15 protein-coding genes and 1 pseudogene are annotated in these 21,185 nt (G+C 72.9%); 7 read left to right on the top strand and 9 right to left on the bottom strand.

The window, feature by feature from the left end:
- Window positions 1-21 precede the first annotated feature (21 nt).
- From ACIRPU_RS38110 to ACIRPU_RS38095, 4 genes are all read right to left on the bottom strand, one after another.
- Entirely contained in the window at window positions 22-1,656 is a 1,635-nt protein-coding gene (locus ACIRPU_RS38110; protein ID WP_403875815.1) for an RICIN domain-containing protein, read from the bottom strand.
- A 501-nt stretch (window positions 1,657-2,157) separates the two neighbouring features.
- Window positions 2,158-2,535 (bottom strand): hypothetical protein, encoded by a 378-nt coding sequence (locus tag ACIRPU_RS38105; protein WP_062643323.1) that lies wholly within the window; start codon window positions 2,533-2,535, stop codon window positions 2,158-2,160.
- A gap of 3 nt (window positions 2,536-2,538) precedes the next feature.
- Window positions 2,539-2,784: a hypothetical protein gene (locus ACIRPU_RS38100; protein WP_037735240.1), complete on the bottom strand. Its 246-nt coding sequence runs from the start codon at window positions 2,782-2,784 to the stop codon at window positions 2,539-2,541.
- Between the two features lie 126 nt (window positions 2,785-2,910).
- Window positions 2,911-5,151: a glycoside hydrolase family 9 protein gene (locus ACIRPU_RS38095; protein ID WP_403875810.1), complete on the bottom strand. Its 2,241-nt coding sequence runs from the start codon at window positions 5,149-5,151 to the stop codon at window positions 2,911-2,913.
- A gap of 216 nt (window positions 5,152-5,367) precedes the next feature.
- On the opposite strand from ACIRPU_RS38095, the gene ACIRPU_RS38090 reads away from it, so the two are divergent.
- Window positions 5,368-5,937, top strand: coding sequence for a cysteine hydrolase family protein (locus ACIRPU_RS38090; protein WP_403875807.1), 570 nt, complete (start codon window positions 5,368-5,370; stop codon window positions 5,935-5,937).
- A gap of 315 nt (window positions 5,938-6,252) precedes the next feature.
- Here ACIRPU_RS38090 and ACIRPU_RS38085 read toward each other — a convergent pair whose 3' ends face one another.
- Window positions 6,253-9,339 (bottom strand): glycoside hydrolase family 2 TIM barrel-domain containing protein, encoded by a 3,087-nt coding sequence (locus tag ACIRPU_RS38085; RefSeq protein WP_403875804.1) that lies wholly within the window; start codon window positions 9,337-9,339, stop codon window positions 6,253-6,255.
- A 311-nt stretch (window positions 9,340-9,650) separates the two neighbouring features.
- Here ACIRPU_RS38085 and ACIRPU_RS38080 point away from each other — a divergent pair, with 311 nt between their 5' ends.
- Window positions 9,651-12,020: a SpoIIE family protein phosphatase gene (locus ACIRPU_RS38080; protein ID WP_403875802.1), complete on the top strand. Its 2,370-nt coding sequence runs from the start codon at window positions 9,651-9,653 to the stop codon at window positions 12,018-12,020.
- A 72-nt stretch (window positions 12,021-12,092) separates the two neighbouring features.
- Entirely contained in the window at window positions 12,093-13,388 is a 1,296-nt protein-coding gene (locus tag ACIRPU_RS38075; protein ID WP_403875853.1) for an arsenic transporter, read from the top strand.
- A gap of 9 nt (window positions 13,389-13,397) precedes the next feature.
- Here ACIRPU_RS38075 and ACIRPU_RS38070 read toward each other — a convergent pair whose 3' ends face one another.
- Both ACIRPU_RS38070 and ACIRPU_RS38065 read right to left on the bottom strand, forming a co-directional pair.
- On the bottom strand, window positions 13,398-15,398 hold the full coding sequence (locus ACIRPU_RS38070) for an RICIN domain-containing protein (RefSeq protein WP_403875850.1): 2,001 nt from the start codon (window positions 15,396-15,398) through the stop codon (window positions 13,398-13,400).
- Between the two features lie 303 nt (window positions 15,399-15,701).
- A complete protein-coding gene (locus ACIRPU_RS38065) occupies window positions 15,702-16,667 on the bottom strand; it encodes a helix-turn-helix domain-containing protein (protein ID WP_403875799.1) in 966 nt (321 codons plus the stop codon).
- A gap of 69 nt (window positions 16,668-16,736) precedes the next feature.
- On the opposite strand from ACIRPU_RS38065, the gene ACIRPU_RS38060 reads away from it, so the two are divergent.
- The 3 genes and pseudogenes from ACIRPU_RS38060 to ACIRPU_RS38050 all read left to right on the top strand — a co-directional run bounded on the left by ACIRPU_RS38060 (window position 16,737) and on the right by ACIRPU_RS38050 (window position 19,596).
- Window positions 16,737-17,561: a phytanoyl-CoA dioxygenase family protein gene (locus ACIRPU_RS38060; RefSeq protein WP_403875796.1), complete on the top strand. Its 825-nt coding sequence runs from the start codon at window positions 16,737-16,739 to the stop codon at window positions 17,559-17,561.
- Window positions 17,562-17,745: 184 nt separating this feature from the next.
- Window positions 17,746-18,102, top strand: a pseudogene (locus tag ACIRPU_RS38055) (ATP-binding protein); the annotation flags it as partial.
- A 387-nt stretch (window positions 18,103-18,489) separates the two neighbouring features.
- Window positions 18,490-19,596 carry a hypothetical protein gene (locus ACIRPU_RS38050; protein WP_403875865.1) on the top strand — a complete coding sequence of 369 codons (1,107 nt, stop codon included), beginning with the start codon at window positions 18,490-18,492 and terminating at the stop codon, window positions 19,594-19,596.
- Here ACIRPU_RS38050 and ACIRPU_RS38045 read toward each other — a convergent pair.
- Window positions 19,536-20,051, bottom strand: a complete 516-nt coding sequence (locus tag ACIRPU_RS38045; RefSeq protein WP_403875793.1) for a flavoprotein — start codon at window positions 20,049-20,051, stop codon at window positions 19,536-19,538. The two genes, ACIRPU_RS38050 and ACIRPU_RS38045, sit on opposite strands and share 61 nt — an antisense overlap.
- A 9-nt stretch (window positions 20,052-20,060) precedes the next feature.
- The gene (locus ACIRPU_RS38040; protein WP_403875790.1) at window positions 20,061-20,522 is read right to left on the bottom strand and encodes a DUF1348 family protein; all 462 of its coding nucleotides are present in this window, start codon (window positions 20,520-20,522) and stop codon (window positions 20,061-20,063) included.
- A gap of 115 nt (window positions 20,523-20,637) precedes the next feature.
- Between ACIRPU_RS38040 and ACIRPU_RS38035 the strand changes: the two genes are divergently transcribed.
- Entirely contained in the window at window positions 20,638-21,183 is a 546-nt protein-coding gene (locus tag ACIRPU_RS38035; RefSeq protein WP_403875787.1) for a TetR/AcrR family transcriptional regulator, read from the top strand.
- The last annotated feature ends 2 nt before the right edge of the window (window positions 21,184-21,185 follow it).

The following is a 21,185-nucleotide window of genomic DNA, read 5'->3' as shown; positions in this document are numbered from 1 at the left end:
GGAGGCGGGGTCCTTCGCCCCTCAGGCGGTGCCGTCCGCCAGGTCGATCGGCTGGGCCGACGGGGGCGCGTCCGTGCCGGTGACCGCGAGGGAACCGGGGGTGGCGGAGGCGACGTCGGTGAGCCAGCGCTGGCCGGTGGAGTGGTCGCGGACCTTCACGACCACGTCCGCGCCCGGGTCCTCACCGGCCGGTGAGAGGGCGAGCGCGTCGTCCCAGCGGGGCAGCAACTCGCCCTGGACGGTCAGGTCGTAGCGGACGTCGTCCCCGCGGGCGTCGGTGTCGTCCACGCACGAGCCGAGGATGACCACCCCGGCGTCCGCGTGCGAGTCCACGCACAGGCCGGGCCCGGCGACGCTGCGCAACTGCCCGTCGTCGTCGTACGACCACTGCTGGGTCGCGTCGGAGGAGCAGTCCGCCAGTTCGACGGAGGCGCCCGCCCTGGCCTCGCCCCGGACGTCCAGGCAGAGGTCGGCGGCGGCGTTGCGCAGCCTGGTCTGCCGTGGCGCGGTGGGCAGTTGGGCGGTGTCCGGGGCGGTCGGCGAGGCGGTGGCGGCCTGCGAGTCGATGCCGGGGACGCTGCCGCTGGTGGAGGCGGCCGGGTCGGCGCCGCCGTCGTCCGACCACATGCCGGCGGCGAGCAGGGTGGTCAGCAGGCCCGCCGAGGCCAGGCCGACGCCGGTGAACAGCGCGCGCGGTGAGCGTCCCTCCCCCGACGACCGTCGGCGGGGCGAGGGGAGACGCGAGAGCAGGTTGCCGCCTCTGCCACGGCTGCCACGACCGCCGTGCCGTGCGGACCCCTTGAGCCGTACGGTCTGCTGCTTGGCGCGGCCGGGGCGGGTGTCGTGGTAGCGGCGGGCGCCCCAGCCGAGCACCGCCTCGGCGAGCAGCACGCCGAGGCCGCTCTCGAAGTGGCCGAGCTGTTCGGCGGCGGCCCGGCAGTAACGGCACTCGTCCAGGTGCTTGCGCACGTCCGGCAGGAGGTCCCCGCCGCGGCGGATCGGGACGTCGAGAAGCCGGTTGTAGAAACGGCAGTCCTTGCTCGGCGCGAGCTCCCGGTGGGCGCGGACCACACCCTCGCGCAGCTTGTCCCGGGCCTGCTCCAGCACGGCGGCCACGGTGTCGGTGTCCATGCCGAGCAGACCGGCGGCGGCGGTGACGTGTTCGGCCTCGACCTCCACATGCCACAGGGCGCACCGGGCGACCGCGGGAAGGCCCTGGAACGAGCGCTCCGCCAGCACCCGGTTCTCCGGGGTCATGGACTTCGCGGCCCGCATCCCCCGGGCGCCGGCCGGCTTGCGCAGCACCGGCAGCACGCCGGACAGTTCCTCGTCGGCGGACCACAGCCGGGCCATGTCCCGCACGGTCACCAGCAGTCGGGGCCGCAGCGCGGTCCCCGGCTCGCCCAGCTTCAGCCGGTCGAGGACCTGGTGGAAGGCGGCCGCGGTGACCATCGACGCGACGCTCCCGGAGGAGGCGAGGCAGATGACCGCGTACTCGTGCACCGGCCGCCAGTGCCGGGCTATCAGCAGAGCGGTGGACTGGGCGACCTCGCTGTCCGCGCCGCCGCGTATCCCCGCGGCGAGCGACTCGTCGGATTCTCCGGGGCCCCCGCCGGGCGGAGGGTAGGGCGGACGAGGAGGCTGAGGGGTGGGCACTGAGCGCATTCCTTTGGTACGTACCTGTCCGATGCGGCAGGGAGCGTGAATTCGCCTCCGCCGACGAACGCAAGGGGTGTGGTCATGACCCCCCGCACGGGCGGTTCACCTTTGCACAACTAAGTCGCGCACAACAAGGCGAGAGCTCAAGCTGCGCCTTGTTGATAAAAAGTCGATAGGTGGGGCCGACTCGCACCGGCCGTCGGGCCTTTCGACGGTCTCTGCCGGACCGGCCGAAATCCGCCCTTGCGCCCCGTGTGAAACACGCGCACACAGTGGGGCGCCGCACACGCTCCCGGCGCACCGGCCCACGCAGTTGGCTGGAACCGGCCACTTCCTCGGAGGCCCCGCGCAGGACGGCGGCTCTCCTGCGCGAAACGGCCGCCGGCCTTGTTCCTCCCGCCCTCGGCCGGCGGCCCGAAACTCTTTGCGGATGCCTAGGGTCTGTCGTTTGGATCATGCCGCGCGCCGGTCAGGCCGGCCTGATCCAAACGACAGGCCCTAGATCTGCCAGGACCGCAACCGGTCCGCCGCGCCGTAGACGTCCGTCTTACCGTCCAGCAGATCGCGGGCGAGGTCGACGAGCGCGCCGTACGGCGGATCGATGCCGACCCCGCTGGTGAACATGTACGCCACCGCCGTCGCGCAGGCGAAGCGGGCGTTGGCCGAGGGCAGGGGTTTGAGCAGGGTGAGGGTGTGCAGCAGCGCGGCGGCCCGCCACGCGGGGTCGGAGTCCACGCCGAGCTTGGGCGGATCGACCCGATGCCGGGCGACGGCGGCGACCAGCGCCGAGAAGTCGTTGACGGTGGGCTGCTCCGGGAGAACCTCTTCGTGGCGCTGGAGCAGCCAGGGGACGTCGATGTGGATGACGGAGGTCATCGGTCAGGCGACCCGCCCCTCGCCCCGCACGGAGCGTTCGTCCTCGGGGAAGGCGGCGGCGAACTCGTCCGCGTGCGAGGCGAAGAACCTGCGGAAGGCCTCCGCGCCCTCCTGGAGCGCCCGGTGCCGCGCGATGTCGGCGGCGGCCGCCTCCCGCACGAGTGCCTTCATCGACGTACCGCGTTCCTTGGCGATCTGCCGCAGGTCCTCCAGCTCGCGATCGCTGAATTCCACATTGAGGGCTGGCATGCCCTTCACGGTACCGCGCGGGTACTTACTCGTAAATATCCCCAGGTCAAACTGATGACCGCGCGGTACCGGAGAGTGTCCGACCCTGCACACAACTGATCAGGGAAGGTCAATTGCCGCTCTGCCCTATCCCTGATCCGCCACGAAGGAGGCCAGTCGGGCCAGCGCCGCGTTCCAGTTGATCGCGGTTTCGTTCGTGGACCAGGACTGGATGTCGTCGATGTAGCAGAACTGGCCCACGCAGCCCTGGAGCTTGCTCTGCGCGTAGGGGTCCTGAATGCTCGAGTTCGCGCCTCCCGAGAGGGTCCCCCGCGGCGGATCCGGCAGGCTGGGGTCCAGCTGGCCCGCGTACCAGCGACTGTGCTGGTGGTGGGCGTTCACCTCACCGTATCCGGTGACGTACGACAGGTTGAGCGCGTTGCGCCCGAGGACGTAGTCCATGCTCTGGACGGCCCCGGCCCGGTACTTCGAGGCGCCGGTGAGGTCGTAGGCCGTGGCGATGACCACCGCGTTGTTGAGGACCTGGTGGCTGGAGCCCCAGTCGTAGCGGTTGCCGTCGGGGGCGTAGGGCATGCCGTACGGCTGTCCGGCCAGCGTGGCGAGATAGGTGTCGGCGCCCCGCACGACCGACGCGCGGACCTTGTCGCGGCCGGGCAGCCTGTTCGGGACGGTCGCGAGGTCGAGACGGCCGGCGGCGGCCGTGCGGGACCAGTCGAAGCCGTTGGGGACGAAGAGGTCGGCCGTGTGCACCGGGGAGTTCACCACCCGGTCGGCGAACTGCTTCTCCCCCGTGCTGAGATACAGCTCGGCCGCCGCCCAGTAGAACTCGTCGGTCGCGTCGTCGTCGTCGTAGGCGCCGCCGCCGACGCCGTCGTTCGGGTCGGCGTACACGTCCGGATGCGCGAGGGCCGCCGTGAAGGCCTTGCGCGCCGCTGTCAGCGCCTTCGCCGCGAAGACCTTGTCGTAGGGCCGGTACAAGCGGGCCGCCTGGGCGGCCGTGGCGGCCAGGTTGAGGGTCGCGGTGGTGGTCGGCGGGTGCAGTTCGCGCTTCTGCGGATCATCGCTCGGCAGCAGTGGCAGGCCGGTCCACTGCTCGTCGTGGATCTTGTGGTGGGCCATGCCGGCGAGCGGCTGCCCGTCCGGCACCTGCATCTTCAGCAGGAAGTCGAGCTCCCAGCGGGCCTCGTCGAGGACGTCCGGCACCTTGTTGCCGCTCTCCGGGAGGGCGAGCGTGCCGTCGCCGAGAGCGGCCGGGTCGCCGGTGCGGGCGAGCAGCGAACGTTCGTAGGTGCTCAGCAGCTCCCAGGTGGCGATGCCGCCGTTGACGACGTACTTGCCGTGGTCGCCGGCGTCGTACCAGCCGCCGGTGACGTCGAGGGCGTAGTCGCACACCCCGGGCTGACACGGGACCGCGGAGTCGCCCTGGTTGGGGGCCGCGTTCACATGGCCGGCCGCCCTGCCGTAACCGGGCCGCAGGTCGTCCCGGATCGCGATGCCGCTGCGCTGCGTGTAGTAGTACTTCACCGCGTCCAGGCGCAGCTGGTCGTAGGCGGCGGTACCGATGTCGAAGGGGCGGCTGGTCTCGCCGTCGGCGACCAGCGTGAAGCCCGTCCCGCGCGTGCGGTAGGCCCCGAAGTCGATGGAGTGGACGTGCTGTCCGGAGGAGACGTCGAGGCCGCGCGGCACGCTCCAGCCGTGCGCGACCGTCGCCCCGGAGCCGTTCTTCAGCTGCCAGGGCAGCTTCGCGCCGGCCTCGGTGACCAGGGTGGCGTTCTTCGGTCCGGTGGGCAGATAGGCGACCTGGTTGACGCGCACGCGCGGCCCGGTGTCGGGCTCGTACACCTCCGGCGGCACCCCGCCCAGCAACGACACGTCGTCCAGGCAGAACCGCCAGGGATCGGCGCTGCCGCCGACCTGGAAGGCGACCTGCCCCTGGGTGCTGTCGACCGGCGAGGTGAACGTGTACGTGTAAGCGTCTCCCGACTCGCTCAGCACCGGGGTCGCCTCGTACCAGGTGTCGTACGGGGAGACGCCGAGGCCCACGATCGCCCGCACCACATGCCCCTCGGGCACTCCGGAGGCGCTGAAGGAGAACCGGTACGACGACCCCTTGACCAGGGTGATCGCGTCCTGACCGACGGCGGAGTCCCAGCGGTTGACGGTGCCGCCCGGCACGTCCGCGCACAGCCGGCCGTCGGCGGGAGCGGGGGTGACGTTGCTGGTCCACCAGGGGTCGGCGGTCGTGTCGAAGCCGCCGTTCCTGACCTGTTCGACCTCGTCGGCGCCGGCCTGCTGCACGGGCAGCGCGGTGAGCGCCGCGCCCAGCAGGGCCGCGAGGGACAGCAGGGTGGTTCTGCGTCGTTTCACGTCCGGGCTCCTCGGGGAGGTGCGGGACGCTCCGTACGGGATGCGGGTGCCATCTCGTGGGAGCGCTCCCAGGGCGGGGTCGCAGGACATGGTTGTTGGAGTCATGACGCCCCGTCAACCGTCCTGACGAGATGGCTTCGAGGCCGTTGTCAGTGGCGCGTCCTAATGTGGACCGTCCGAGCACCGATCACCCATGACGAGGAACCGGAGTTCTCCATGACCACCCTGCCCGACCGACCGAACACCGCCCTGCTCGTGATCGACGTCCAGAAGGGCCTGGTGGCGGGCGCGCCCCGGCGCGACGAGGTGATCGCGAACATCCACACCCTGATCGACGCGGCCCGCGCGCAGGAGGTGCCGGTCGTCTGGGTACAGCACTCCGACGACGACCTCGAACGCGGCAGCGAGAACTGGGAGTACGTCGAGGAACTGGTCCGCCTCGACGCCGAGCCCCTCGTCCACAAGAACTACCAGGACTCCTTCGAGGCCACCGAGCTGGAGTCGGTGCTCGCGGAGCGCGGGGTGGGCCGGGTCGTCGTCACCGGGGCGCAGACCGACGCGTGCGTCCGCTCCACGCTGCACGGCGCCTTCGTGCGGGGATACGACGTGACCCTGGTCGGCGACGCGCACACGACGGAGGACCTGAGCCAGTACGGCGCTCCGGCGCCGGAGCAGGTGATAGCCCACACCAACCTGTACTGGTCGTGGCAGAGCGCACCCGGACGCGCCGCGGGCACGGTGGACACCGCGAAGGTGACGTTCGAGGCGGCAGCCGACGCGAGCTGAGGAGCCTGCGGCGCGGGGCGATCGACGACGGCAGCGCCCGGCCGGACCGGACCGCCGCCTGGTCCGGCCGGCCGGGCCGCCTCGCCCGAGCCGTCCCCGGTCACCAGCGCGAGTCCGGGCCGGAGCGCTCCGGGCCGGGGCGGCGGCCCGGGCCGTGGGCGGCGGTCCGAGCTGGACGTGCGGCCGTGGCGGTCCGGGCCAGTGGTCCGGGCCGGGCGGTGCAGGCCAGCGGTCCAGGCCGGGCGGTGCAGGCTGGGCGGTCCTGCCTAGGCCGCATGGGAAACCCGCCGGCGAGCAGGCCGGCCGGTCAGCCGGTCATGATGCCAACTTGGTGATGCGGACCGAGCCTTGGGGTGTGCCGGGTGCGCTGCTGGTCAGGGTCAGCCGCAGCCTGGAGCCGCGGACCGGGTCGAAGGTGAGAGCCGTCGGCGCGTCCGATGCGGTGGCCCAGTCGACGGTCGCCCCGGTGACCGGCACATAGCGCTCGCCGTCCCAGACCTCCGCCTCGACCGCCGCGGGCAGACTGTGCGTGGCGTCCACGGTGAAGGACACCTCCACCCGGTCGAAGTCCCGGGTGCGCCCGTAGTCCACCGAGACCCAGTCCCGCGGCCGGGCCCCGGCGAAGGCGGGCAGCAGGGCGGTGGCCGCCTTGGTGAAGGCGTTGGACCAGCCGGTGGCCGGGTCGCCGTCCAGCAGGGCGGCGGGCAGCGTGTCCGGGCGGCCCGAGTAACTGGCGTCCGCGTAAGGGGGGTTCACGGGCGCCGGCAGGTCGGGAGTGAAGGCGGCGGGCGCAGTCGTCGCCTTCGAGCGGGCATGCGTGGTGCGCACGGTGGCCGTGCCCTTGCGCAGGCCGTCCACGCGCGCGGTCACTTTCAGGGCGCCGGTCCCGGTGCCGGAGCGGACGATGGCGAGGGCCTTGCCGTGGAAGGCGGTGCGCGTACTGGCCTGGTAGCGCTCGGCGCTCTCCTGGCGCCCGTTGTCGAGGCCGGCGAGGGAGCCGCCGGTCACCTCGAAGGAGATGAGGTGTTCGGCGTCGGGCACCACGGTCCCGTGCGCGTCGACCACGTCGGCGGTGACGAAGACCAGTGAACGCCCGTCCGCGGGAAGGGACTTGCGGTCCGGGGTGAGGCGTACGGCGTGCGGGGCGCCGGCCGTGCGCAGGACGTCGGTGGCGACCGTCCGGCCACCGCGACGGGCCACCGCCTTCAGCTCACCGGGCCGGTAGGGCACCCGCCAGGTCAGGTGCAGCTTGCCCGCGCTGCCGTTGGGACTGGTGTAACTGCCGGGATAGGGGCCGGTGGTGAAGGTCTTGTCGTCGCCGGTGGCCTCGGTGGTCTCCAGGTAGGCGCGGCCGTCGACGGTCCTCTTGGCGTCGAACTTCCGTATGCCCAGGGACTTTCCGTCGAGGTACAGCTCCACGGTGTCGACGTTGGAGTAGGCCCATACCTCGACCGTGTCGCCCGCCTCGTGGTTCCAGGTCGTCGGCAGCAGATGGACCATCGGCTCGTCGACCCACTGGCTCCGGAAGAGGTGGTACATGTCCTTCGGGAACCCGGCCGTGTCGACCGCGCCGAAGAACGACGCCTTCACCGGGAAGACGTTGTACGGGGTGGGCTCGCCGATGTAGTCGATGCCGGACCACAGGAACTGACCCGCGAACCACTTCCGGTCGCGGTCCTTCTTGTGCCCGTACTCGCCGCTCATCGTCCAGGAGGCGAGGTTGTTGTCGTAGGACGAGGTCGCCCGCCTGCCGGGGGTGTGGTTCTCGCCGGTGTTGAGGTGCTCGGGCTCCTGGTAGGCGCCGCGGGTCGAGGTCTCCGAGGACGACTCGGACTCGAAGAGGAACAGGTGCGGGTAGGTCGCGTGCAGGACGTCCACCGACTTGGCGGTGTTGTAGTTGAGGCCGAGGCCGTCCAGCTTGGCGAGCATCAGGTCGGCGGCGGAGCCCTTGGCGGGCGGGGTGCGGTACTTGTCCGAGCCGATGATGAGCGGACGGGTGTCGTCGGCCGCCCTGATCGCGGTGATGATCCGGTCCGCCATGGCGAGGCCGGCGGTGGAGGTGGAGTCGGTGATCTCGTTGCCGATGGACCACAGGAGGACGGCGGGCGAGTTGCGGGCCGCGAGCACCATCTCGGTGGCGTCACGTTCGCACCACTCGTCGAAGAACCGCCCGTAGTCGTACCGCGTCTTGCCGGTCCGCCAGCAGTCGAAGGCCTCCACCAGCATCACGATGCCCAGTTCTTCGCAGATCCGGATCATCTCCGGCGACGGCGGGTTGTGTGAGGTGCGGAAGGCGTTGACGCCCATCGACTTCATGATCGTCATCTGTCGGCGGACGGCGTCGACGCTGATCGCGGCGCCGAGCGCGCCCAGGTCGTGGTGCAGGTCGACGCCCTTGATCTTGGCGTACCTGCCGTTGAGGTGGAAACCCTCGTCCGGGTCGAAGCGGAAGGTGCGGATGCCGAACGGGGTGCGGTAGGTGTCGGTGACCCGGCCGGCGACGCGCAGTTCGGTCTCCAGGGTGTAGCGGCGCGGGGTCTCGAAGTCCCATCGCTGCGGATCGGTCACCGTGAGTTCCTGGGTCTCCGTGGCCCGGTCGGAGACGGCGACCGTGGAGGAGGCTCGGGCGACCGTGCGGCCGTTCGGGGCGAGGACGCGGGAGACGACCTCGACGTCCGCGCTCGCGCCGGACGCGTTCGCCACGGTGGTCGCGACCCGGACGACGGCCCGTTCGTCGGTGACCTCGGGGGTGGTGACGTACGTGCCCCAGCGGTCCACGTGGACCGGCTCGGTGACGACCAGGCGGGCCTCGCGGTAGATACCGCTGCCGGAGTACCAGCGACTGCTCGGGAGCCGGTTCTGCACCTTGACCGCGAGCACGTTCTCGGTGGTGCCGTCGGTGTGCAGCAGGTCGGTGAGATCGAGGGCGAAGCCGGTGTAGCCGTAGGGGTGCCGGCCGACCTCGGTGCCGTTGCAGTAGACGTACGAGTCCATGTAGACGCCGTCGAACTCGATCGAGACGCGCCGGCCGGCGTGGCCGGGGGGCAGGGTGAAGGCGAGGCGGTACCAGCCCAGGCCACCGGGGAAGAAGCCGGTGCCGCTGGTCGTGCCGTTCTGCGTGGTGGGGGTCTGCTCGATGCTCCAGTCGTGCGGTACCGCCACCGCACGCCAGGTCGAGTCGTCGTGGCCGGGGTCGGCGGCGTCCGCGTACTGGCCGGTCGGGTCGGTGATCCCGCCCGGATCGACCAGCGCGAAGCGCCAGCCGTCACGCAGCGCGACCGTGTGGCGGCCGGAGCCGCTCACGGCGGCCGCGGCGGCCTGCGCCGCCGGTGTGCCGAGGAGCGCTCCGGCGGCCGGTGCGGCCGCGGACGCGAGAAGGACCGATCTGCGAGTGACCGTCATGGTCGGCTCTCCCTCATCAGGAACCAGAAGTACTCACAACTGATCGTTAATAAACAGAATCTGACGACGGGCCGCTCCTGCCCGTCAAGGGGCCGGAGACCTCCACTCGTCCCGGCGGCGCACCGTGGCCCCTTCGCACGGGGATCGCACGGGGATCACGCGGGATAGGCCGGTTTTAGCCCTTGACCTCGGCGGGAACTCGCTGTTCAGCCGAGCTGTGGGGGTTCCCGTCCGCAGGGGAACGGGACACACTAGGCTGGAACGGAAGTGGCGTGCCTGTTCACTGTGAGTGTCCGCGATGGAGTGCCGAGATGAGTCCGGAGTATCCGTTCGACGAGGCCGCGACGGCCCGGGCGGTCGTCGACGACTCCGGCGCGCTGATCGGGTGGAACGAGGGCGCCCGGGCCCTGCTCGGCTGGAACCCGGCCGATGTCCTGGGCCGGCCCGCCGTGGAGCTGCTGACCGACGGGACGCCCGACTTCACCGGTGTGCGCTGGGACGGAACGGTCACTTTGCGCCATCGCGACGGTCGTCCGGTCCGGGTGTGGCTGCTCGCCCACCGCTTGCCCGCCCGTGCCGACGACCCGGGACACTGGCTCGTCGTCACCCCGCTGGCCGGAGGCGGCTCCGGCTCCTCGGACGGTCTCCTCGCCGCGGCGGGCCTCGTCCAGTCCCCCTGCGCGGTGGCCGTCTACGACGACCGGCTGCGGCTGCGCCGGATCAACGACGCGATGCGTGACGTCATCGGACTGCCCGAGGAGCGCATCCGGGGCCTGCGGCTCGCCGAGATCGGCGGCGGACCGCAGAGCACGGAGCTCGAACAGCACATGCTGCGGGTGCTCACCAGCGGCCGGGCGCAGGACGTGCAGACGTACATCCGCAGCGGCGGCGAGTCGCGGGCCCACGCCTGGCTGGCCCGGATGGCGCCCGTCACCGACGCGGAAGGCCGGATCCGGGGCGTGTGCCTGTCCGCCCACGACTTCACCGAGAACTACCTCGCACGCGAGCGGCTCCAGCTGGTCAACGAGGCCAGCGTGCGCATCGGCAGCACCCTGGACGTCATCCGGACCGCTCAGGAACTGGCGGAGGTCTGCGTGCCCGCGCTCGCCGACTTCGTCAGCGTCGACCTGCTCGACCCGCAGGACGGCGGGGAGCTGCCGAGCCGGTTCAACCCGCCGGTGGGGCTGCGGCGCGCCGCGCACCACTCGGTGAACCCCGGCAACCCGGAGGCGGTGGCCAAGCCCGGCGAGGTACAGGAGTACCCGACCGGGTCCCCGCAGGCCGACTCGCTGGTCGCGGGGCACACCATCATCGGCTCCCTGGCGGGGGGCGGTCTGGACGCGTGGCTCGCCTGGGACCCGGCACGCGGCGCCCGCGTGCGGGAGCTCGGCATCCACTCCACGATGTCCGTGCCGATCCTGGCGCGCGGTATGACGCTCGGCGTCGCCGTCCTCACCCGGTTCCGCCGGCCGGACCCGTTCACCCCGGACGACGTGCTGCTGGCCGAGGAGATCACGGCCCGGGCCGCCGTCTGCATCGACAACGCCCGCCGGTTCTCCCGCGAGCGCGAGACGGCCCTCGCCCTCCAGCGCAGTCTGCTGCCGCGCACCCTGCCCCGCACCGCCGCCGTCGACGCCGCCTCCCGCTATCTGCCGGCCGCCCGCGCCGGGGTCGGCGGCGACTGGTTCGACGTGATCCCGCTGTCCGGGATGCGCGTCGCCATGGTCGTCGGGGACGTCCTCGGGCACGGCATCCAGGCCTCGGCCACCATGGGCAGGCTGCGCACCGCCGTGCGCACCCTCGCCGACATCGACCTCGCCCCCGACGAACTGCTCACCCACCTGGACGACCTGGTCGTCCGGCTGTCGGAGGAGGCCGGCGGCGAGGGCAACCCCGGCGAGGTCGGCGCCAGCTGTCTGTACGCGGTGTACGACCCCGTGTCACGACGCTGCACGATGGCCAGGGCCGGGCACCCCCCGCCCCTGGTGCTGCGGCCGAACGGCCCCGCCCGGCGGGTCGACCTGCCGGCCGGTCCCGCGCTGGGCCTGGGCGGGCTCCCGTTCGAGTCGGCCGAGCTGGAGCTCGGCGAGGGCAGTGTGCTCGCCTTCTACACCGACGGTCTGGTCGAGTCCCGCGAGCGGGACGTGGACACCGGTCTGCGGCTGCTGAGCGAGACGCTGGCGGCGTACTCGGACTCCCTGGACGAGACCTGCGACCGGATCCTGCACGCCCTGCTCCCGCCCGGCGGCACCGCAGACGACGTGGCCCTGCTGCTCGCGCGCACCCGGGGGCTGCCCGCCTCCCAGGTCGCGACCTGGCACATCCCCGCCGACCCCTCGCTGGTCGCGCCCATCCGCAAACAGGCGGTCGAGCAGCTCTCCCGCTGGGGACTGAGCGAGGCGTCCTTCACCACCGAGCTGGTGGTGAGCGAACTGGTCACCAACGCCATCCGCTACGGCTCCCACCCCATCCGGCTCCGGCTGATCCATGACGCGACCACGCTGATCTGCGAGGTGTCCGACACCAGCCACACCGCCCCGCACCTGCGCCGGGCGAAGACCTGGGACGAGGGCGGTCGCGGCCTGCTGCTGGTCGCCCAGCTCACCCAGCGCTGGGGCAGCCGGCACACCCCCGAGGGCAAGACGATCTGGGCGGAGCTGAGCCTGCTCGACGAGGAGTGAGGCGGCCTCCCGGCCACTTGGCGGGCGCTTTACCCGCGCGTGTTTTCATGGACGGGCACCCGGACCAGCTCACTGGGCGGGCACCGCCGTACCCCGCTCCCGGAGATCCACATCAACGCCCCGCTCGCCGAAACGCTGTCCGTCGTCCTGCTCGCCGCCGCCCTCGGATGGGCCGTGCTGCGGCCCGCCGGGCGGTCCGAGGCCCTCGTCGCCGTCCCCGCCGCCGCCCTGGTGATCGCCCTGGGGGCGGTGTCGCCCGAGCACGCGCTGGCGGAGGCCGAACGGCTCGGACCGGTCGTCGGCTTCCTCGCCGCGGTGCTGGTGCTGGCGCACCTGTGCGACGTCGAGGGTCTCTTCACGGCCTGCGGGGCGTGGATGGCCCGGAAGTCGGCGGGCAGTCCCCGACGCCTGCTGGTCGCGGTGTTCGCGCTGGCCTCGGTGATCACCGCCGTGCTCAGTCTGGACGCGACCGTGGTGCTGCTGACGCCGGTGGTGTTCGCCACCGCCGCCCGGATGGGGGTGCGCGCCAGGCCGCACGTCTACGCGTGCGCGCACCTGTCGAACACCGCTTCGCTGCTGCTGCCGGTCTCCAACCTCACCAACCTGCTGGCGTTCGAGGCGAGCGGGCTGAGCTTCACCCGGTTCGCCGCTCTGATGGCGTTGCCCTGGGTGGTCGCGATCGGCGCCGAGTACCTGGTCTTCCGGCGCTTCTTCGCCGACGACCTGCCCGCCGCCGAGCCCGCCGAGGACGACGGCCCGGCACCCGAGCTGCCGCTGTTCGCGCTGGTCACCGTCGCCTGCACGCTCGTCGGGTTCGTGGTGGCGTCCGCGGTCGGGATCGAACCGGCGTGGGCCGCGTTCGCCGGCGCCCTGGTCATGGCGGGGCGCGCGCTGGTGCGGCGGCGGGTGACGCCGGTCGCCGTGGTGCGGGCGGCCGCGCCGGGGTTCCTGGCGTTCGTGCTGGCGCTCGGCATCGTGGTGCGCGCGGTCGTCGACAACGGGCTCGCCGACGCGCTGCGGCACGCCCTGCCGGACGGCTCGGGCCTGCTCGCCCTGCTCGCCGTCGCCGCGCTGGCCGCCGTCCTCGCCAACCTGATCAACAACCTGCCCGCGGTGCTGGTCCTGGTGCCGCTCGCCGCCCCGGCCGGGACCGGGGCGGTGCTCGCGGTGCTGCTCGGGGTGAACATCGGCCCGAACCTCACCTACGCCGGGTCGCTGGCCACGCTGCTGTGGCGGCGCGTGGTGCAGGCGCGTGAGGAGCGTGTCGGGCTCGGGGAGTTCACCCGGCTGGGGCTGCTCACGGTGCCGGCCGCGCTGGTCCCGGCCGTGGTGGCGCTGTGGGCGTCGCTCCAGGTGGTCGGGGTCTGACCGCTCGGGTCAGTTGTGCCCGCCGCCGAAGCCGGAGCCCGAGCCGTATCCCCCGTATCCGTTGCCGTACCCGGAGCCGCCGTAGCCGTATCCCGAGCCGCCGGACGAGCCCGGCTGGCCGCCCCACGAGCAGTAGTAGTACGAGTAGTACGAGCAGGACGTGGTGGTGTTCGAGCCGGACGAGGAGCTCGTCGGGCTCGTGGTGGTCGGGGCGGCGGACGGCGTGGGCGTCACGGGCTTCGCGGCCTTGGGCGTCGGGGTCGGCGCCGGGGTGTCCAAGGAGGTGCTGTCGGCGCCCCAGTTCACGAACTGCATCTGCGGGTCGGGCTGCGAGGTGTCGATCACCCAGCGCTGGGCGGCGCTGTCCACCCGGTTCTTCAGGACGAGGGCGCCCGATCCGTCGGTGGCGGCGGGCGCCAGCGCGAGGTTCTGACCCGAGCGCGGGACGAGCGTGCCCTGGAGCGTGAAGTCGTACCGGACGTTCTTGGGGTCGGGCTGGGAGGCGCCCGCGCACGGGGCCAGCCGTACCGAGAAGCCCAGGTGGGAGTCGAGGCACAGATCGCCGTTGGCGGCGCTGCGCACCAGTCCGTCCGGTTCGTACGACCACTGCTGGCCGGCCGCGGAGGAGCAGGCGGCGAGTTCGGTCTCGGCGCCGCTGACGGCCTTGGTGCCGACGATGCCGATGCACAGCCCGGAGGCCACGTTGTGCAGTCGGCCGCGCAGGGTGCCCTGGGCGTCCTCGCCGACGTCGACCCAGGACGGGTCGGAGGTGGCCGTGTCCGTCCCGGGGGCCGGGGTCTTCGCCGCCTTGCTGCCGGCGGCGGGGCCGGCTCCGTCCCCGGAGCCGACGACGGCCCACACGCCGAGCGGCAGCACGACCAGCCCGCTCACGGTCAGCACGGCGGCCGCGAGGTTGCGGCGGCGGGCGCGGCGGGCCGCCTTCTGGGCCGAACGGCTCGCGCCCGGGCGGGAGTCGGCGCCGGGCACGGCCCCGGCGCGTGCGACGGCGGCGACCCGCGATCCGATGCGGGAGATCGCCCCGGCGCGCAGCCCGGCGCGCGTGTCGGCTCCGGTGCCGTTGCCGAGCGCCGCGGGGGCGGGGGTCCCGTCGGTGAAGGCCTCGCCCGCGTAGCTCCGGGGCTGCTCCGCGGCGGTCTCGACGGATTCTCCGTCGCCCGCCACCCTGACCTCCACGTAGGCCGCGGCGGCCCAGCCGAGGACGCCCTCGGCCAGTGCGGCGCCGAGCAGACCCTCGAACTGCCGTAGCTGTTCGGCGGTGTGCAGGCAGTGCCGGCACTGCTCCAGGTGGGCGCGCAGATCGGGGTCGAGATCGGCGCCGCCGCGGCGGCAGGTGACGTCCAGCAGTCGGTCGTAGCGGTGGCACTCGTCGTCGGTGGCGAGCTCGCGGTGCACCTGGAGGCACTCCTCGCGCAGCCGCTCGCGGGCCCGGCGCAGTTCGACCCGGGCGCCCTCGTCCTCGAGGCCCAGCAGTCCGGCCGGGACGGCCAGGGGCTCGGCCTCGACCTCGATGTGCCAGAGCAGGCAGCGCGCGGACTGGGGCAGCCGCTGGAACGCCCGGGACAGGAGGCGCCGGTTCAGCGGCGGCAGCAGCCGGGCGGCGGCGCGGTCGCGGTCCTCGCCCTCGGAGCGAAGCGCCGGGTGCAGCAGGTCACGGCGGCCGTCGGCGTCCCATTCGCCGGCGATGCGGCGCACGGTGACCAGCAGGTGGGGTCGCCACGCGGCCGTCGGCCCGTTCTGCCGCAGACTCTCACCGAACAGCCGGGTGAAGGCGGCCGTGGTGAGCATGCCCGCCGCGCGCTCGCCGTCGGTGCACAGCCGTGCGTAGGCGAAAGCGGCCGCCCAGTGGCGGTCCAGGAGCTCACCGACGGGATGCAGTGCGGGTGAGGCCCCCGTCCACTTCTTCAGCTCGGAGCTCAGCTGTTCGTCCGTCGCGTCGAAGCGGCGCGCCGAAGGGGAATTCGACAGGCCTGCGTCATTCACGGTCTGCATTCCTTCCGGGGGCATGCGGCATAAAGTCCATACCAACGGGTATGCGATCCCGCCCACGAAGCGGGATCGGCTCGCACAGGGTTCGGCACCTCGAACGTCCGCGGGGGGTACCGCTCTTTTGAAGCGTGGGGGGTGTGAACGGGAGGTGTCTCGCGCGCACCGGGGAAAGCGTTGTCCGTGCGCCGACAGGGCTCACCTTTGCACAGCCGGACCAGGCGGAACAAGAGATCTCGCGGTTTCGTGCATTGCGTGCGGGCCGAATTGTCTTGACGAAACGTCAACGGCGGAACCTCTGTGGGGTGGTCACTGTATCGGTGTCCCTTTTGGTGCCCCATTCGACGTGCCTTTCCGGACGGTAATAGCCGGGCGCATTCCGTCCCGGTACGCGCCCGGCGGTGTGCCGTGACGGGCCCGGAAGACGCGACTGAAGTGGAACGCGCTCGCGAAGCCGCAGGCCGACGCCACGCGTTCCACGGACAGGTCGGTGCCTTCCAACAGCCGTGCGGCGTGGCGCAGTCGCGTCTCGAGCAGGGCCCGCATCGGGGAATGGCCGACCTGCTCCGTGAAGAGGTGGGCGAAGCGCGAGGGCGACAGCGCGACCTCCGCGGCGAGCGAGCGAACGGTGTGCGGGGCACCGGGATCCGCCGCCATCCGCGCCTGTGCGCGGCGGACCCGGTCGTCGAGGCCGGGCGGCGACGCGGGAGGCCGGGCGGAGGCGGCGGCGAGCAGGACGGCCTCCTCCAGTCCGCACAGGGCGAGTTCCCGGGCCGCGGAGCCATGGGCCACCACGATCCCCAGATCACCGGACGGCACGTCCGCGCCGGTCCACCGGGCGTCGGCGTGCGTGCGCCGCCAGGCTCCCTCCATCCGGTCGTGCAGGGTCGCCGGGACGGGGCCGACGGCGTACAGACCGTCCGGTCCTTCGCCGGTGGCGTACGGGCGGAGCCAGGGCGTCCAGGAGGGCCGGGCCTGGCAGTGGGCCCACCAGAACCGCCAGTGCCGGGCGCCGGGTTCGACGGCGTAGGCGTGCGGGACGCCCGGCGCGAGCACCACCAGGTCCCCGGCGCCCGCCCGTACCTCGCTCCCGCCCTGGCGCAGCAGGCCGCGCCCGCCCGTCGTCCAGGTGAACAGCCAACTGTCCGACCCCTGGGGCCGGTTGACGCCGTACCCGGCGCCCTCGTCGAAGTGACCGACCACCACCAGACCGGGCGGCGGGGACGGATCCGCGGGAACGGGCCCGGCAGTCCTGGGCAGGTCGTCAGCACGCATGGGCATCCTCCCTGAGGGCGCGTCGGCCTAGCGTGGCGGGTCGAGACCAGTGGACCGAGGAGGGCAAGTATGACCGTCACGGACATCGGCGCCGCCGGAGCACCCGTCCTGACCCGGGCGGGGCTGCGGCAGTACCGGGAGGACGGCTTCACCGTCGTACGCGGGCTGTTCGGGTACGACGAGGTCGACCGGTTGTGCGCGGAGTTCACCGAGTTGCACGCGGCCGGGCGGCCGGTGCCCGGACACTTCGAGCCGCGCCCCGGCGCCGCCGACCCGCTGCACGCGTACCCGAGGGTGATGCACCCGCACGAGATCAGCGCCCTGGCCCGGCAGGTGTTGCTGGACGCGCGGCTGCGGGGCGTGCTGGAGGAGCTGCTCGGCGAGGAGGCACTGGCCGCGCAGAGCATGTTCTATTTCAAGCCGCCCGGCTCCCGGGGCCAGGCGCTGCACCAGGACAACTTCTATCTGCGGGTCGAGCCGGGCACCTGCGTGGCGGCCTGGCTGGCCTGTGACGTGATCGACCGGGACAACGGCGGCCTGGAGGTCGTGCCCGGCACCCACCGGACGGGACTGTTCTGCCCGGAGGAGGCCGACGCGGAGGTGTCGTTCGCGCGCGAGTACGTGCCGCCGCCGCCCGGACTCGCCGCGGTGCCGGTCGACATGGCGCCGGGTGACGTGCTGTTCTTCAACGGCAGCCTGGTGCACGGGTCGGGGCCCAACCGCAGCGACGACCGCTTCCGGCGATCGTTCATCGGGCACTACGCCGGGCGGTCGGCGCGACGGATCGGCCAGTACTACCGGACGCTCTCCATGAGCGGGGAGCGGGTGCCGCTGGCGGTCAGCGAGGGGGCCGGGCCCTGCGGTACCGAGTTCGCACCGCAAGGCCCGCACTAGCGCTCCGCGCGTTCGCCGTTCCTCGACCTCGGGTCGGTCGGGGCCGGTGCAGGAGCCTGGCGAGGGCGACCCCGGGCGGGCGGGACCGGCTGATCGCGCCGTCCCGGCCGCCCTGCCTTGATTGAATGGGAGCGCTTTCACACAATCTGCCGATGGCCTTCACCTCCGGGCCTTCCCGAAGGGCGTGGGCGTGTTCCTCATAGGACGTGGACCGGAGCGGGAGCGGCTCGACGGCCTGGTCGCCGGAGTGCGGGAAGGGCTGAGCGAAGCGATGCTGCTGCGCGGTGACGCCGGCATCCGCAAGACCGCGCTCCTCGACCACGCGGCCCGCGAGGCCGGTGATCTGCGCGTGCTTCGGGTGGCCGGGGTCGAAGCCGAGTCAAGTCTGCCGTTCGCCGCGCTGCACCGGCTGCTCGTACCGCTCCTGGGGCACCTGAAGGAACCCGGCGCGCTGCCCGTGCCGCAGCACACGGCGCTGCGGGTCGCCAGCGGCCTGGCCGAGGGGCCCGCGGCCGACCGGTTCCTGGTGGGTCTCGCCACGCTCACCCTGCTGGCGGAGAGCGCGAAACGCCGTCCGGTGCTGTTGTGCGTCGACGACCTCCTGGGTCGACGACGAGTCCCTCGGGGCGCTCGCGTTCGTCGCGCGCCGGGTGCACGCGGAGGGTGTGGGCCTGCTGTTCGCGGCCCGCACCGGCTTCGAGGTGCCGGCGGGGATCACCGTCACGGACGTGACCGGGCTTGCGGAGCCGTTCGCGCTGGAGCTGCTGCGCGAGGCGGTCGGCGGGCCGCTGGACGCGCGCGTGGCGGCGCGGATCGTGGCGGCGACGGCCGGGAATCCGCTCGCCCTGGCCGATCTCGGCGCGGAGCTGTCGGCCGAGCAGCTCTCGGGCGGCCGGGCACTGCCCGAACCGCTGCCCATGGCGGCCGGTTGGAGGCGCACTACCTCCAGCAGGTCCGCGAACTGCCCGCGGCCACCCAGGAGTGGCTGCTGCTCGCCGCCGCCGAGCCGGGCGGCGACCTGGGGTACCTCACGCACGCGGCCCGGCTGCTCGGCTTCGGTCCCGAGGCGTCGGGCCCGGCCGAGGCCGCCCGGCTGGTGACGCTGCGGGCGCGGGCCGGGTTCCGGCACCCGCTGGTGCGGTCCGCGGTGTACGGCGGCGCGACCAGCGTGCGGCGCAGACGGGCGCACGGGGCGCTGGCCCGGGTCACCGACCGTCCCGCCGACGCCGACCTGCGGGCCTGGCACCGGGCCGCCGCCGCGCTCGGCCCGGACGCCCGGGTCGCCGAGGAGGCGGAGCGCGCGGCCGACCGGGCGGGCGCCCGGGGCGGCTACGCGGCCCGCGCCGCGTTCCTGACCCGGGCGGCCGAGCTGACGGCCGAGGCCGGGACACGGACCGGACGGCTGGTCGGCGCGGCCGAGGCCGCCCTCTCGGCGGGTGCGCCGTTGCAGGCGGAGTCGCTGCTGGACCTGGTCGAGGTCGATCTGCTCGACGGCGTCGGGCGGGGCCGGGCACTGCTCGTCCGCGCGCACGCGATCAGCCTGCTCGGCGACTCGGGGGCCTTCGCCCGCGCACCGGCGCTCTGCCTGTACGCGGCGCGCGCCTTCGGCGACGAGGCTCCGGGGTCCGCCAAGGAGGCGCTGCTGCGGGCGGTGGACCGGGCCGTCACCGCCGAGCACCTGATGCGGGACGTCACCCTGGCCGACATCGCCCGCGAAGTGGACGAACGGGTCCCGCGCGAGGGTCCCGCCACGGGTGTCGAGCTGGTGCTGCGGGCCTTCGCCGTCCTGGTCACCGACGGCTACGAGCACGCGGTCCCCCCTATGCGGGCGGCCCACGCGCACCTGCTGGCGCCGGACACGCCGGACGAGGAGGTGCTGCCGACCTATCTGCCCACCGTCACCCTGTCGATGATGATGTGGGACGAGGAGGCGGTGGCTGCCCCTCGGCACGGCGACGGACGTCACCGTATGACTCATTCGATCAGGTCCAGCGCCCGCTCCCAGTCGAACTCCTCACCCTGGGCACGGTCGTAGGGGTACCCGAACCGGACGCCCATGCCGCGCAGCCGTATCAGACTGTCCTGGTAGGCGGGGTGGCCCGCGAGGGTCTCGTTCACACAGGGCAGGACCCCGACGGGGATGCCCAGCCCGGAGACCTCGCACAGGGTGCCCAGCGCGAGGGTGTCGGCGATGCCCGCCGCCCACTTGTTGACGGTGTTGAAGGTGGCCGGGGCGACGACGACCGCGTCGGGCTCGGGGAACGGCCGCGGGTCGCCGGGGCGCCGCCAGGCGGAGCGGATCGGGCGCCCGGTCCGCGCCTCGACGTCGGCGGTGTCGAAGAAGCCGTTCATGGCGTGCGGCGTCGCGATGACGCCCACGTGCCACTGCCGTTCCTGGGCTGCGGCGATCAGCCTGCCGACGTCCGCGGCGATGCCGGCGGCGCAGACGACGACGTAGAGGAAGGGCGGCTGTTCGTCCTGTGCGGTCACCCGCGCACCCTACTCAAGCGGGAAGGACAGCCCTCGTTCGGCCTCGGGGCGCGGCCCGTGGATACGGCGGTCCGCCTCCGCGATCGGCACATCGTCGATGCTCGCCTCGCGGCGGGTCATCAGCCCGCGCTCGTCGAACTCCCACAGTTCGTTGCCGTAGCTGCGCCAGAACTGCCCGGCGGCGTCGCGCGACTCGTACTGGAAGCGGACGGCGATGCGGTGGCCGTCGTGGGCCCAGAGGTCCTTGCGGAGCGCGTACTCGTGCTCGCGGGCCCACTTGGCGGTGAGGAACTCGACGATCGCGGCACGGCCGGTGAGGAAGGTGTCGCGGTTGCGCCAGACCGAGTCCTCGGAGTAGGCGAGGGCGACCTTGTGCGGGTCACGGGTGTTCCAGGCGTCCTCGGCGGCCTGGACCTTCTGGGCCGCGGTCTCCCGGGTGAAGGGCGGCAGGGGTGGGCGGGCGTCCGACATGGCGTCTCCTGGCTCCTGACATGTGGAGAACGAGCGTTCTCCGGTGTGCCTGCTAACGTAGAGAACGCACGTTCTCCCGTCAAGGAAGCACGAACCCCGAGGAGCGGTGGTCGCCGTGGACAGCGCAACGGCCCGTGAGCAGGCGCTCGACGCCGCCGAGAAGCTGTTCTACGGACGCGGCGTGCAGTCCGTCGGGATGGACGACCTCCGGGGCGCCTCGGGGGTGTCGCTCAAGCGCCTGTACCAACTGTTCCCGGCCAAGGAGCAGTTGGTGGAGGCCTACCTGGAGCGGCGGGACGTGCGCTGGCGCGGGCTGCTCGCGGAGTACGTCGCCCGGCGCCAGGACCCCCAAGAGCGCATCCTGGCCGTGTTCGACTGGCTGGCGGAGTGGTTCCGCGAGCCGGACTTCCGCGGCTGCGCCTGGATCAACGCCTACGGCGAGCTGGGCGCGACCTCGGAGCGGGTCGCCCGCCGCGTACGGGAGCACAAGCGGGCGTTCCGGGAGTACCTCGGCGGGCTCGTGGCCGACGCCGGGCTGCCCGAGGCGCTCACCGGCGCGCTGTTCCTGCTGGCGGAGGGCGCGATGGTGACCGCCGGGATCGACGGCGGCGCCGCCCCGGCGACGGAGGCACGCGAGGCGGCGCGGCTGCTGCTGGGCTGAGG

It is taken from the genome of Streptomyces sp. NPDC102259, assembly GCF_044766465.1.
Taxonomy (GTDB): domain Bacteria; phylum Actinomycetota; class Actinomycetes; order Streptomycetales; family Streptomycetaceae; genus Streptomyces.
Note: the sequence above shows the minus strand (reverse complement) of the source record. Positions and strands in the feature narration are given on the sequence as shown.

What these genes read in the sequence shown, in the direction of transcription:
- ACIRPU_RS38105 (WP_062643323.1), bottom strand. Translation starts at nt 2,535, where the DNA reads ATGACCTCCGTCATCCACATCGACGTCCCCTGGCTGCTCCAGCGCCAC.
- ACIRPU_RS38070 (WP_403875850.1), bottom strand. Translation starts at nt 15,398, where the DNA reads ATGCAGACCGTGAATGACGCAGGCCTGTCGAATTCCCCTTCGGCGCGC.
- ACIRPU_RS38065 (WP_403875799.1), bottom strand. Translation starts at nt 16,667, where the DNA reads ATGCGTGCTGACGACCTGCCCAGGACTGCCGGGCCCGTTCCCGCGGAT.
- ACIRPU_RS38060 (WP_403875796.1), top strand. Translation starts at nt 16,737, where the DNA reads ATGACCGTCACGGACATCGGCGCCGCCGGAGCACCCGTCCTGACCCGG.
- ACIRPU_RS38085 (WP_403875804.1), bottom strand. Translation starts at nt 9,339, where the DNA reads ATGACGGTCACTCGCAGATCGGTCCTTCTCGCGTCCGCGGCCGCACCG.
- ACIRPU_RS38080 (WP_403875802.1), top strand. Translation starts at nt 9,651, where the DNA reads ATGAGTCCGGAGTATCCGTTCGACGAGGCCGCGACGGCCCGGGCGGTC.
- ACIRPU_RS38040 (WP_403875790.1), bottom strand. Translation starts at nt 20,522, where the DNA reads ATGTCGGACGCCCGCCCACCCCTGCCGCCCTTCACCCGGGAGACCGCG.
- ACIRPU_RS38100 (WP_037735240.1), bottom strand. Translation starts at nt 2,784, where the DNA reads ATGCCAGCCCTCAATGTGGAATTCAGCGATCGCGAGCTGGAGGACCTG.
- ACIRPU_RS38090 (WP_403875807.1), top strand. Translation starts at nt 5,368, where the DNA reads ATGACCACCCTGCCCGACCGACCGAACACCGCCCTGCTCGTGATCGAC.